Genomic DNA, 12,089 nt, shown 5'->3' with positions numbered 1-12,089 from the left:
ATAGAACTATAAAACGTTGCATTAAATATTTGATTAATCACAATTATCATATACAATGCTTATTGCTAGACAAGTAACCAACTTTGCTTTTTTTAAATGGTGGTTGAGTCAAAGCCTTAACGGTTATAGTCATACTTAAAAAAGACCTGTTAAGGATACTAATTAAAGCTTGATAAATAATCAACGGGTTTACACACTCTGATTTCTACGCCACGCACACAATATTTAATGTAATGAAAATGATTTGAGTCTTGCTCCGGTTAACCAACGCTATGTAATGTCATTTACACAGGTCGCCCACGCTGTACGGAATTCAACCCCAATCTTTAAAAGCTTAAAATATTAAGCGGTTTATTAGCCTATTGGACATATCGAGCCGTTTTTGGACAGGTATAGGCAAATTTATAAAGCTTAGTGCGTAGTGTTTACAGTAAGTATTACAAGGAATAAGGAAGATTATTCATTAGATATATCCCCAAAGATTCACTTTTGAGACCTGTAATATGGAACCGCTCAAAAGAGCGATTTGTATATGTACTTGACTTTAGAAAAAAAGGAAGAAATAAAAAGGGCAAGCGACCGATTTCTCGTGCTTGCCCTTTGTGGCTCCTGAGGCTGGGCTCGAACCAGCGACCCTCTGATTAACAGTCAGATGCTCTAACCGGCTGAGCTACTCAGGAATCTTTTCCGGTTTGGAGTGGTGCAAAAGTATAAACTTCGCGGATATTTCACAATATTTGCACAAAAAAAATTTAAATATTTTTCACATGAGTTTATTAGTCATTGGTACTGTGGCATTTGACGCTATAGAAACACCCTTCGGAAAAACAGATAAAATTGTTGGAGGGGCTGCAACCTATGCCAGTTTGGCCGCATCGTACTTTTATAACAACGTAAAAATTGTTGCTGTAGTAGGCGATGATTTCCCTCAAAGCGAAATTGCTGATTTTGAAAACCACAATATCAATACGGAAGGGTTACAGATAAAAGAGGGTGAGAAATCGTTTTTTTGGAGCGGGCGTTATCATAACGACATGAATAGCCGCGATACGTTGGCTACCGAGCTTAATGTACTTGCCGATTTTGATCCTATAATACCAGAGGCGTACCAGGATTGCGAATATTTGATGCTGGGTAATCTTACCCCTCAGGTGCAGCAAACGGTTATTAAACGGCTTAAGAACCGCCCTAAACTGATCGTGATGGATACGATGAACTTTTGGATGGATATTGCGCTGGATGATTTGCTTGAAACTATTAAAATGGTTGACGTTTTAACAATCAACGATGCAGAGGCTAGGCAATTGAGCGGTGAGTATTCTTTAGTGAAAGCTGCCCGTAAAATTTTAACCATGGGGCCCCAATACCTTATCATTAAAAAAGGTGAGCATGGTGCTTTGCTGTTTCATGAAGATAAAGTGTTTTCGGCGCCTGCTTTGCCATTGGCCGAAGTGTTTGATCCAACTGGTGCCGGTGATACCTTTGCAGGCGGATTTATAGGCTACCTGGCTAAGGTGGGCTCTATTAACTTCAATAACATGAAAAACGCCATCATATTTGGTTCGGCATTGGCTTCATTCTGCGTTGAGAAATTTGGTACCGAGAAGATCAAAAACCTTACTCAGGAAGAAGTATCTGCCCGGGTGAAAGAATTTGTAAACCTTGCCCAGTTTGAAATAGAACTGTAAGCTTATGAATTATAAAGATGTCATTTTGCAGGTAATAAGGGCTGCGGAATGGCATCTTTTTTTTTAGCCTAAAATTCCTACTATATCAAAGCGCTTGAATACATCATCGGCGTGCGGGGCGTCTGCTAGTTCTTCCGTCAGGTCTTGCCCTGCCCAATGTTCGTAGTGCTTACCATCGCGCCATAAGCGGCTTTTGCCTACGTCATAGATATTCCCACGGTAAGCAACCCAAATTTGTGGCTTGTCTTGCCCGTTGCGCAATGCCAGTTGAGAACGGGTATATACGGGCAAAGTCATAACAAAGTCTTGCGTTTATTTTTAAAATACTCAAAAATGGCCACGTTCATAAGCAGCAATGCCAGCGAGTAAAAATGATCTTCAAAAGGTATTGTACCAACGCGCTTACCAATATTTTCGGCATTGTTATAAAGTACAATCGGCACGGAAGTAAGTATGCCATTTACAATATAAAACGGTAATAGCGACACAATATAAGCCATGTAAAAACGTGGTAACCATATCGGATTAAAACCAAACTGTATAGCTGCTACCAAGGCAAGCAGTAAGCCAAAGGTAACTGTGGTGTATAACCTGTCATAATAAATCACAAGCATCACAATACTTAAAATAATCATCAGTACAGATATTGCTTTACCTGCAGTTTGTGGTAACGACCATTTAACGTAGTAATTTAAGCAGGCATAAATAAATATGCATGAAAAAGGCACAGTTAAAAAAAATAAGATCTCCTCTAAGGGGAGGCCCCAAAAGCGTATGCCAATAATATAGTTGCTGTTAAATGACCATACACCTTTCAATGTAAATAGCACGTCCCAAAACAAAAACACCAGTCCTGTTATGGCCATAGCCGGCCATATGTACTTCCAGCTTTTGTGAAAGGCAACACGCTTATCAAATGATAGCAGTATTGGAAAAATTATAGTAAGGAAATTAATAAGCAGGTATGCGTATGTCACTTTAATGCAGCTAACTGTTTATGCAATGTTTCGGTTTCGTGGGCTGTGCAGCGTTTCGAATCAATCAAAAATTTAATTATTGTGCGCACAACGCTTTCATCGGCCGTGGTGTAATGCTTGCGGTTAAGTTGTTTAATCATCTCTTCCCTGTCGGCCACCAAATGCTTATTGTACCCTAAAAAGCCCGGAACATTGTGCTCGATGGAAAAGCGCATAAAACGTATTTCAATATTATCGGGCTGAGCGGTTACCGCCTTTTGCAATGTCTTTTCAGCATCGTTTAAATACTTTACTTTATAGTACGGGTTCCAGGCGTGCTTAGCTTTAAGGGCCTGTACAACGCCTAAATAACAAGTGTTTAAAGCCGATTTATTCTTTTCGGCGCTTAAAATGTTGTAAAGAGAATCTGTTAAACTTTTTTTTTCAAGTGCCAGTATCAACTGTTTTCTGATCACTTGAGGTTCGGGTACATCGGCCTTACAAATAAATGGAACGGCAAATAATATAAATAGAAAGGACAAAAAGGAAAACTTCATTAAATAACGTTTAATTTTTGATGCAAAACTGCCTTGAAATATAAAGCAGTTTTATGAGTATCAGAAATACGTATACGTTTTTGCAGAATAGTGTTGGCCGGTGTGCGGCTTATTTTTTTAAAAAGCTGGCGGTAATAAATGTAAGCAACGTAAACACCCAAACGCGTACCACGTGGAAGTTGCTTTATGCCTTTAAATGCATCATCAAAGTCTTTTTCAATATCGGCTTCAATGGCTCTTTTGTCCTCTTCATTAAAGCGGTTAAAATCAACAAAAGGAAAGTAGGTACGGCCGCGCTCTTCAAAGTCTGACTTTACATCACGCAAAAAATTCACCTTCTGAAAAGCTGCACCCAAACTGCGCGCCATGGGCACTAACTGCTTGTACATGGCTTTGTCGTTTTCGCAAAATATGTGCAGGCACATTAAGCCAACCACCTCCGCCGAGCCGTAGATGTAGGTTTGATAAGTGCTGCTGTCATAAGCCTTCTTATCTAAATCCATTTCCATCGACCGCAAAAATGCGTCTATAAGTTCGTGTTCGATGTTATAGCGGTTAACAACTTGCTGGAAAGCCTGCAAAACCGGGTTAAGACTTATTTTTTGTGCTATGGCTTCAAAGGTTTGTACTCTAAAGCTGGCTATAAGTTTGGCCTTATCATAATCATGAAAAGTGTCAACAATTTCATCAGCATACCTCACAAAGCCATAAATGGCATAAATAGGGTAACGGAACTTGCGGTCGAAAGCCATAATACCTTTGCTAAACGATGTACTGTATTTAGTGGTAATAATTTTGCTGCATTCAAAGCAGGTCTCGTCAAATAAATTCATCGGTTAGCAGGTAGTATCATCAAATGTACATATTTGAACCTAAATTGTTTGGCTTTGGGCCCAAACAATTTACTTACTTTGCCCTTGTAAACACGGCATGAGTAAAAAGAAGGTTATTGTTATTGGCGCAGGTTTTTCGGGACTGGCCGCTGCGGCTTTGTTAGCAAAAGAAGGTTGCGAGGTGGTTATTTTGGAAAAGAATGATCAACCGGGTGGCCGTGCACGCATATGGCAGCAGGATGGTTTTACCTTTGACATGGGCCCAAGCTGGTACTGGATGCCCGATGTATTTGAAAATTACTTTGCCCTATTTAATAAAAAGCCTTCTGATTTTTATAAGCTCGAACGCCTTGATCCGGGGTACAGGGTGTACTATGCCGAAAACGATTATCTTGATGTTGCTGCCGATATGCAAAAGCTTAAAGACTTATTTGAGCGTGTAGAGCCGGGCAGCAGCAGTGCGTTAAGCGAGTTTTTAAACCAGGCCGAGTATAAATACCGTGTTGGTATGGGCGAGTATGTGTTTAAACCATCACACTCTATTACAGAGTACATGGGTTTTAGCCTGCTTAAAAAAAGCCTGGGTATACAACTGCTTACCAGCATGAGCAAGCATGTGCGCAAATACTTTAAAAACCCAAAGCTTATTAAGCTACTGGAGTTTCCGGTGTTGTTTTTAGGTGCTACACCACAAAACACACCTGCAATGTATAGCATGATGAACTACGCCGACCTGGTGCTTGGAACCTGGTATCCGCAGGGTGGAATGCATCAAATTGTGAAGGCTATGGTTAGCATTGCCGAAAGCTACGGTGTTAGCATAAAGCTTAATACAGAGGTAACTGCTATTGATGTAAAGGAAGGCAAGGCTAATTTAGTGCGTACAACACAAGGTGACTTTACGGCCGGTATTGTTATATCAGGTGCTGATTATGAGCATACCGATCAGGCACTTATTCCAAAACAAAACAGAAACTACACATCAAAATATTGGGATACCCGCACCATGTCGCCCTCAAGCCTATTGTATTACATTGGCCTAAACAAAAGGGTAGAAGGTATTGAGCACCATAATTTATTTTTTGATGAAGACTTTGAACTCCATGCGCGCGAAATTTATACGGAGCCAAAATGGCCTACCAAACCGCTTTTTTATGTCTCATGTGCATCAAAGACCGATAATTCTGTAGCTCCGGAAGGTGGCGAAAATTTGTTCTTCCTAATGCCGCTGGCGCCAGGTCTGAATGATGATGATACCTTGCGCGAAAAATACTTTGACTTAATGGTTAACCGGTTTGAGGCAGTAACCGGGCAAAGTATAAAGGACAACATAGTTTTAAAGCGTAGCTATGCAATGAACGATTTTAAAGACGACTATCATTCATTTAAAGGTAATGCTTACGGTTTGGCTAACACGTTAGGGCAAACAGCTTTTTTAAAGCCGGCTATGCGGGCAAAAAAAATAAGTAACATGCTTTACACCGGGCAACTTACCGTACCCGGACCCGGCGTTCCTCCGGCAATCATTTCGGGACAAGTAGTTGCAGCCGAAGCATTGAAACTTTTGAAATAGGAACAGATTGTTTAACCTTTATTCTTACAACACAACTAAGCGCACTAAGCAATACAAAACAGTATTTGTTGCAACGGCGTTTATGTTGCATGGCCAAAACTTTACGCTTAATACTGGGCGATCAATTAAACAGCAAGCATAGTTGGTATAACAATGTTGACGACAATGTAACTTATATTATGCTTGAGGTGATGCAGGAGCAGCAATATGTAATGCATCATGTACAAAAAATACTGGCCTTCTTTGCCGCCATGCGAAACTTCGCACACCAGTTAACCCAGCATGGGCATAAAGTGATCTACGTTAATCTTGACGATAGGGGCAACAAGCAAGATTTTTCTGAAAACATCAAACACGTTATCAAAAAAGAAAAATTTGAGCGCCTTGAGTACCAGTTGCCTGACGAGTACCGGCTTGATGAACAATTGAAAACGCTTTGCAATGAGCTCGACATTGATACCGCAACGGCCGATACAGAACATTTTTTAACAGAACGATTTGATGTAAAGGATTTTTTTGGAGGAAAAGGGTACCGTATGGAAAGCTTTTACCGCCACATGCGTCAAAAGCATCACATTTTAATGGATGGCGATGACCCGGTACACAACCGTTGGAATTTTGATGCCGATAATCGTAAAAGGTACGATGGAAAAGTGCCGCTGCAGGAGCCGTTGAATTTTGATCATGATGTGTTAGCGTTGAAGGAAATGATAGACGCGGCAAAGGTTAAATACTTTGGAAACGTTGATGCAAAGCATTTTGCATGGCCTCTAAGCAGGAAAGAAGCCTTGAAGGTGCTGCAGTATTTTTGCGAAAACCTACTTCCAAACTTTGGCACCTATGAGGATGCGATGCTACAAAATCACATCAGCCTGTTTCACTCGCGTATATCTTTTGCCCAAAATGTAAAAATGATATCACCTGCTGAGGTGGTGGGTACCGTACTTGATTACTACAAAAAACAAAGCCATAATATTTCCATAGCCCAGGTAGAAGGCTTTGTAAGGCAAATCATAGGCTGGCGTGAATTTATGAGGGGTGTATACTGGGCCCAAATGCCGGGTTATGATGAAAAGAACTTTTTTAAGCATCATACAGAAATACCTCACTGGTTTTGGGATGGTAACACTAAAATGAACTGCCTCAATAAATGCATCGGTCAGTCGCTTAACGAAGCCTGGGCGCATCACATACAGCGCCTAATGGTTATTGGTAATTTTGGTTTACTTGCCGGCATAAATCCCGATGATATGGATGCATGGTATTTGGGCATTTATATTGACGCTATACAGTGGGTTGAAATAACAAATACGCGTGGTATGAGCCAGTTTGCCGATGGAGGGATCATAGCCTCCAAGCCTTACGTAGCATCTGCAGCGTATATCAATAAAATGAGCGATTACTGCAAAAACTGCCATTATGATTACAAGAAAAAGCACGGCGAAAAGGCTTGCCCATACAACAGCCTATACTGGAACTTTTTTGACCGTAATGCCGATAAGCTGGAAAAGAATCCACGCATAGGTATGGCTTATAACAATCTAAAAAAAATGAAGCCGGACGAAAGGCAGAGGATAATGGAGCAGGCCGAAGCTTACCTTGAAAATTTGAATGCATTATAGCGAAGTATCACAGTAAAAGGCAAACTGATTATTACAAACCAATAGCACAGCCGGGTATCATATACAAACATTTTTTACGTTATTAGCTTATATTTGTAAACTAATTGTTTTAGAATGTTAATAGTCCGTTTCCTAATTATAAGTATTTGTGTTATTTACATCATACGCAGTTTGGCGCGTATATTTTTGCCAATGCTGTTTCAGAGTATGGTAAATAAGGCTCAACAACAATACGGCCAGCAACAAAATCCTTTTCAGCAGCAAAATAAATCTGAACGTCGTGCCGAAGGCAAAGTAAAAATAGATCATGTACCTCCCGTAAAGAAATCGCAGATACCGGATAACGAGGGCGATTTTGTTGATTACGAAGAAGTAAAATAGAATAAGTTATGATAGGTCAGCCCGATAGTGTTTTCAAAGACCGCCATTACAGCCTGCAGGCATTAATATCTTTAACTACCGTTAACTATATTGTGTTTGCACTACTGGTACAAGTGTGTGTAAACTGTGAACGTGTTCATTGGTTTTTGTGGGTGGGGATGGCCGGTTTGGCGTGGTACAACTACTACACCATTCGCCGCAATACCGAGGAGTTTGAAGAAAAAAAGACGCAAATAATATATGCCATAAGCTTGCTTGGTATGGCATTGCTGTATTATTTACTTGGCGTTGTGGCACTGCATTGTAAGCCGGTTGCAGCCGTATAAACTATCTGTTTCTATTATCAGCCATTTTTATATTTTTGGGGAATAAATTTTCCCTAAAGATAAATGAGCAACTGGTTCAAGCGCAATGGCATTCATTTTGCCATCTTCGGAGTTTTTTTAGCTATATGTTTCGTGTACTTTACACCTGCATTTCAGGGTAAGGCCCTAAATCAGGGTGATGTTATGCGGGCACAAGCTACGCAGAAAGAGATAATGGATGTGAAGGAAAAAACCGGTAAAGCGCCGCTTTGGACCAATAGCATGTTTAGCGGTATGCCGGCCTTCCAGGTTTGGGTGCCGTTTCCAAGCAATGTTACCACATATATTATTGATGTTTTAAAAACCGTATTTCCAAACCCTGTTGATACCGTTTTGATACTGCTGATGGGAACTTATTTCCTGTTATCGGTATTGCGCTTAAATCCGTGGCTTGCCGCTGCCGGGGCCATTGCATTTACATTTTCAACGTATAACTTCATACTAATTGATGCAGGGCACGCCAACCAGGTGTATGCCATAGCTCTTTTTGCACCGCTTATTGCCAGTATTATTATGGCATTCAGGGGGCAATATCTGTTGGGTTCGGCGCTTACTGCATTTTTCCTGGCAGTTGAAATTCGCTCCAATCACATACAAATGACCTATTACCTGCTGCTGGCATTAATAATTTACGTATGTATTGAATTCTATCACGCATTTAAAACCAAGCAAACTAAATCTTTCTTTAAAAGCTTTGGCTACCTGGCGGCCGCTGCTGCATTAGCAATAGCAGTAAATGCTGGTTCATTATGGACTACTTACGAATATGGCAACGAATCGATACGCGGTAAATCAAATTTAACCAGAAATACCTCTGAGCCATCAAACGGCTTAAGCCGCGATTATGCATTTCAGTGGAGCCAGGGCATAGGCGAGTGTTTTACCTTTTTGGTGCCTAACGCCTATGGGGGCGGAAGCCGCGGCGAAGCCGGCGGTACCGACTCTAAAGTAGTTAAGGTATTGCAGGATAAAGGCGTTGATGCCCAGCAAGCACAAGGCTTTGCACAACAAATGCCTTCATATTGGGGTGGTAAGCCCTTTACCGAAGGCCCTACATACTTTGGAGCCATTGTGTGCTTTTTATTTGTGTTTGGTTTGCTGGTAGTAAAAAGCCGTTTAAAATGGTGGTTGTTAGGCGCATCAGTTTTAACTATACTGCTTTCATTCGGTCACAACTTTTCGCTTTTATCTAACCTGTTTTTTGATTACTTCCCGTTATACAATAAATTCAGGGCACTTGATTCAATATTGGCTATTGCTGAATTGTGTTTCCCCGTGTTAGGTTTTATGGCAGTACACGAAGCCATTACCACAACCAACAAGGAAGATGCCTTAAAGAAGTTAATGATAGCAGCCGGTGTAACAGGCGGTGTATGTTTAATATTATGGGTAATGCCAACATTGTTCTTAAGCTTTAAATCGCCAGAGCATGAGGGCTTTGTTAACCAACTGGCGCAGGCCATAGGTGGCGATGTGTCATTTGCTAATGCTATTGCCAATGCCCTTGTTCAGGATCGCAGTACCTTAGCCAGTCACGATGCTATCAGGTCGCTTATATTTATAGTGCTGGCATTTGGTGTATTGTTTGCTTTATTAAAAGGAAAACTGAATGCAACTGTTGCCTCAATAGCTTTCCTTATTTTAGTAACTGTTGATTTATGGACAGTAGATAAACGTTACCTTAAAGATGAAAACTTTGTTGCTAAAGAGGATGTAATAAAGCCACAGCAGCGTGAAGTAGACGGTTTCATACTTCGTGACACCGATCCTAATTTCCGTGTATTTGATTTAGCCGGCGGCGATCCTTTCAGTAACGCAAATACATCTTATTTCCACAAATCAATAGGTGGTTACCATGCAGCCAAACTTAAACGCTACCAGGAATTGATTGAAAATCAGTTCACAAAGAGCATAAACCAGGATGTATTGGATATGTTGAATACCAAGTACATCATTAATAATGATCCTAAAACAAACGCTGCCAACATGCAGGCTAATCAAACCGCATGCGGAAACGCCTGGTTTGTTAAGAGTATAAAGTATGCTAAAAATGCTGATGAGGAAATGCAGGCAATAAGCAGCTTTGACCCTAAAAACGAAGCTATTGTTGATCAGCAATACAAAAAACTGATTAATGATAAGGCAACTGCGGTTGATGGTGCTGCAACTATCAAATTAACCAGCTACAACCCTGATCATTTAGTTTACCAATCGGGTTCAACCACAGATCAGATTGCTATATTCTCAGAAGTGTTTTATGATAAAGGCTGGAAAATGTTGATAGACAATGAAGAGAAGCCATTTTTCCGTGCCGATTATTTGTTGCGCGCAGCAGCTATCCCAGTTGGTAATCACAAAATTGAATTTATCTTCCACCCGGCATCATACTACACCGGCGAAACAATATCATTAATTGCATCTATAATACTTGTACTGGTTTTGTTTGGTGCATTGTATTTAGAAACCAAAAAGAAAGCGCCACTTATTAATAAAGAAGCGTAACCGTAAGTGATATAATTGATTAAAGGGCTGATTATTATAATCGGCCCTTTTTGTTTTAGGAAGATGATACTATTTGCTACTGCTTATAGCGTGCAAGTATGGTTTTAACTTAAGTAACAATATATATATCGTTTGCGTATAATTGTAATAGCCGGTTTAATTACAGCCAGGCTAATTTAATCTATACCCAAACTCACTATGAAAGCGTACGCCATCATATCAGATGTACATGGCAACTGTTTAGCCCTGCAGGCCGTTTTAGCCGATATTAAAGCAAAAAAAATAAATACAATTATAAATCTTGGCGACCATGTGTTCGGCGCATTAGAACCGGAAGAATGCGCACAGATCATACGTAATACGCCCATGTTTAATATAAGTGGAAATACCGACCGCGAGATATTGGAGAGCCTGGATAAAGTTACTGAAAAGGAAAATATGGAGCGGGTAAAGGGCGAGCTTTCTAAAGACAGTATTATGTGGCTGAAAAGCCTTCCACCGACTGCCGTGTTCGATGAGGTGTTTTTTGTTTGCCATGGTACACCAACCAGCGATAATGAATACTTGCTGGAAAAGGTAACACCAAATGGTGTGTTTGTTTATAACGATGATGAGTTGATAGCAAAGACTTCACACATCACACAAAAAGTCATCTTATGCGGTCACTCACATGTGAACCGTTTGGTGTATCTAAGTAACGGTAAAATTATTTTGAATCCGGGAAGCGTTGGTTTGCCGGCTTATTTAGGCGTTGGTGAGCACCGCTTTGCAATGGAATCAATGACTCCGCATGCAAAATATGCTATAGTTTGTACGGATGGAGTGACAGTTAACATTGAGCAGGTGTATGTAGCATATAACTGGAACCGTGCATCAAATGTAGCTAAGGCAAATGGCAGCGATAACTGGTCGCATTTTTTACTGAACGGACGTATGCCTAAAGATTTAAGAATTGAAAATTAAGACACTGTTTTAAAATTGCGAAAGGCCTGATACGTTAAACTTATGGCTTATGCCAAGCTTTCTGTACAAACCTTTCGCACTAATTTATCTTAATGTCAAAAAGGACTTACAAAATCTGCAAAGGCAGGTAGAACCTCATCTTTGGGTGATAATAATGCCTCACTTTCATTAATACCCCAACCAATACCAAGGGTAGGGTCGTTCCATAACACCCCAATTTCTGAAGCCTTGTCATAAAAGTTGGTTACTTTATAGGTAAATATCGTATTATCTTCAAGCGTTACAAAACCGTGCAAAAAGCCGGGTGGTACCCAAAATTGTTTATGGTTATCACCACTCAATTCTATTGAGAAATGGCGGCCATAGGTAGGTGAGTTTTTACGTATATCAACCGCTACATCAAGAACCCTTCCTTGTAAAACCCTTACCAGTTTGCCCTGTGCAAAAGGATTTGCCTGCCCGTGTAAGCCTCTTAAAGTGCCCTTGTGCGAAAATGATTGATTGTCTTGCACAAAGTCAGCTGTAATTCCTGCTTCTGCAAATTTATTCTTGTTGTAGCTTTCATAAAAGTAGCCACGGTCGTCAGGAAATATTCTGGGCTCAATAATCAGCAGCCCCTCAATGTTGGTAGTGGTAACGTTCATAAAAG

Annotated in this window: 12 protein-coding genes and 1 tRNA gene; 7 read left to right on the top strand and 6 right to left on the bottom strand. The window is 40.5% G+C overall.

Translation table 11 applies throughout. The features are described from left to right. Positions 1–603 precede the first annotated feature (603 nt). A tRNA-Asn gene (locus GO816_RS03900) sits at positions 604–680 on the bottom strand. An 87-nt stretch (positions 681–767) separates the two neighbouring features. On the opposite strand from GO816_RS03900, the gene GO816_RS03895 reads away from it, so the two are divergent. Further along, positions 768–1,688: a PfkB family carbohydrate kinase gene (locus tag GO816_RS03895; protein ID WP_157540023.1), complete on the top strand. Its 921-nt coding sequence runs from the start codon at positions 768–770 to the stop codon at positions 1,686–1,688. A gap of 63 nt (positions 1,689–1,751) precedes the next feature. On the opposite strand, the gene GO816_RS03890 is transcribed toward GO816_RS03895, so the two are convergent. The 4 genes from GO816_RS03890 to GO816_RS03875 are packed head-to-tail and all read right to left on the bottom strand — an operon-like array spanning position 1,752 to position 4,034. Continuing rightward, positions 1,752–1,985, bottom strand: a complete 234-nt coding sequence (locus tag GO816_RS03890; protein ID WP_157540022.1) for a cytochrome b5 domain-containing protein — start codon at positions 1,983–1,985, stop codon at positions 1,752–1,754. Beyond that, positions 1,982–2,665: a lycopene cyclase domain-containing protein gene (locus tag GO816_RS03885; RefSeq protein ID WP_317163578.1), complete on the bottom strand. Its 684-nt coding sequence runs from the start codon at positions 2,663–2,665 to the stop codon at positions 1,982–1,984. Before GO816_RS03885 ends, GO816_RS03890 begins: the two co-directional genes overlap by 4 nt. Then, the gene (locus tag GO816_RS03880; protein ID WP_157540021.1) at positions 2,662–3,201 is read right to left on the bottom strand and encodes a hypothetical protein; all 540 of its coding nucleotides are present in this window, start codon (positions 3,199–3,201) and stop codon (positions 2,662–2,664) included. Before GO816_RS03880 ends, GO816_RS03885 begins: the two co-directional genes overlap by 4 nt. Beyond that, positions 3,201–4,034 (bottom strand): phytoene/squalene synthase family protein, encoded by an 834-nt coding sequence (locus GO816_RS03875; RefSeq protein ID WP_157540020.1) that lies wholly within the window; start codon positions 4,032–4,034, stop codon positions 3,201–3,203. Before GO816_RS03875 ends, GO816_RS03880 begins: the two co-directional genes overlap by 1 nt. A 97-nt stretch (positions 4,035–4,131) precedes the next feature. Here GO816_RS03875 and GO816_RS03870 point away from each other — a divergent pair, with 97 nt between their 5' ends. The 6 genes from GO816_RS03870 (at position 4,132) to GO816_RS03845 (ending at position 11,440) form a co-directional block, all read left to right on the top strand. Then, entirely contained in the window at positions 4,132–5,607 is a 1,476-nt protein-coding gene (locus GO816_RS03870) for a phytoene desaturase family protein (RefSeq protein ID WP_157540019.1), read from the top strand. Between the two features lie 89 nt (positions 5,608–5,696). Further along, on the top strand, positions 5,697–7,229 hold the full coding sequence (locus GO816_RS03865; protein ID WP_157540018.1) for a cryptochrome/photolyase family protein: 1,533 nt from the start codon (positions 5,697–5,699) through the stop codon (positions 7,227–7,229). A gap of 114 nt (positions 7,230–7,343) precedes the next feature. Next, positions 7,344–7,610 (top strand): DUF4834 family protein, encoded by a 267-nt coding sequence (locus GO816_RS03860; protein WP_157540017.1) that lies wholly within the window; start codon positions 7,344–7,346, stop codon positions 7,608–7,610. Between the two features lie 8 nt (positions 7,611–7,618). Next, complete coding sequence (locus tag GO816_RS03855; RefSeq protein WP_157540016.1) at positions 7,619–7,936, top strand: hypothetical protein; 318 nt, start codon at positions 7,619–7,621, stop codon at positions 7,934–7,936. 63 nt (positions 7,937–7,999) lie between these two features. Next, entirely contained in the window at positions 8,000–10,477 is a 2,478-nt protein-coding gene (locus GO816_RS03850; protein WP_157540015.1) for a YfhO family protein, read from the top strand. 198 nt (positions 10,478–10,675) lie between these two features. Continuing rightward, positions 10,676–11,440 carry a metallophosphoesterase family protein gene (locus tag GO816_RS03845; protein ID WP_157540014.1) on the top strand — a complete coding sequence of 255 codons (765 nt, stop codon included), beginning with the start codon at positions 10,676–10,678 and terminating at the stop codon, positions 11,438–11,440. A 95-nt stretch (positions 11,441–11,535) separates the two neighbouring features. Here GO816_RS03845 and rfbC read toward each other — a convergent pair whose 3' ends face one another. Further along, positions 11,536–12,084, bottom strand: coding sequence for a dTDP-4-dehydrorhamnose 3,5-epimerase (rfbC, locus tag GO816_RS03840; protein ID WP_157540013.1), 549 nt, complete (start codon positions 12,082–12,084; stop codon positions 11,536–11,538). Between the last annotated feature and the right edge of the window lie 5 nt (positions 12,085–12,089).

The organism is Mucilaginibacter aquatilis, assembly GCF_009755275.1.
Classification (GTDB): Bacteria; Bacteroidota; Bacteroidia; order Sphingobacteriales; family Sphingobacteriaceae; genus Mucilaginibacter; species Mucilaginibacter aquatilis.
Note: the sequence above shows the minus strand (reverse complement) of the source record. Positions and strands in the feature narration are given on the sequence as shown.

What these genes read in the sequence shown, in the direction of transcription:
- rfbC (WP_157540013.1), bottom strand. Translation starts at nt 12,084, where the DNA reads ATGAACGTTACCACTACCAACATTGAGGGGCTGCTGATTATTGAGCCC.
- GO816_RS03860 (WP_157540017.1), top strand. Translation starts at nt 7,344, where the DNA reads ATGTTAATAGTCCGTTTCCTAATTATAAGTATTTGTGTTATTTACATC.
- GO816_RS03865 (WP_157540018.1), top strand. Translation starts at nt 5,697, where the DNA reads ATGGCCAAAACTTTACGCTTAATACTGGGCGATCAATTAAACAGCAAG.
- GO816_RS03870 (WP_157540019.1), top strand. Translation starts at nt 4,132, where the DNA reads ATGAGTAAAAAGAAGGTTATTGTTATTGGCGCAGGTTTTTCGGGACTG.
- GO816_RS03890 (WP_157540022.1), bottom strand. Translation starts at nt 1,985, where the DNA reads ATGACTTTGCCCGTATATACCCGTTCTCAACTGGCATTGCGCAACGGG.
- GO816_RS03895 (WP_157540023.1), top strand. Translation starts at nt 768, where the DNA reads ATGAGTTTATTAGTCATTGGTACTGTGGCATTTGACGCTATAGAAACA.
- GO816_RS03880 (WP_157540021.1), bottom strand. Translation starts at nt 3,201, where the DNA reads ATGAAGTTTTCCTTTTTGTCCTTTCTATTTATATTATTTGCCGTTCCA.
- GO816_RS03845 (WP_157540014.1), top strand. Translation starts at nt 10,676, where the DNA reads ATGAAAGCGTACGCCATCATATCAGATGTACATGGCAACTGTTTAGCC.
- GO816_RS03855 (WP_157540016.1), top strand. Translation starts at nt 7,619, where the DNA reads ATGATAGGTCAGCCCGATAGTGTTTTCAAAGACCGCCATTACAGCCTG.
- GO816_RS03875 (WP_157540020.1), bottom strand. Translation starts at nt 4,034, where the DNA reads ATGAATTTATTTGACGAGACCTGCTTTGAATGCAGCAAAATTATTACC.
- GO816_RS03850 (WP_157540015.1), top strand. Translation starts at nt 8,000, where the DNA reads ATGAGCAACTGGTTCAAGCGCAATGGCATTCATTTTGCCATCTTCGGA.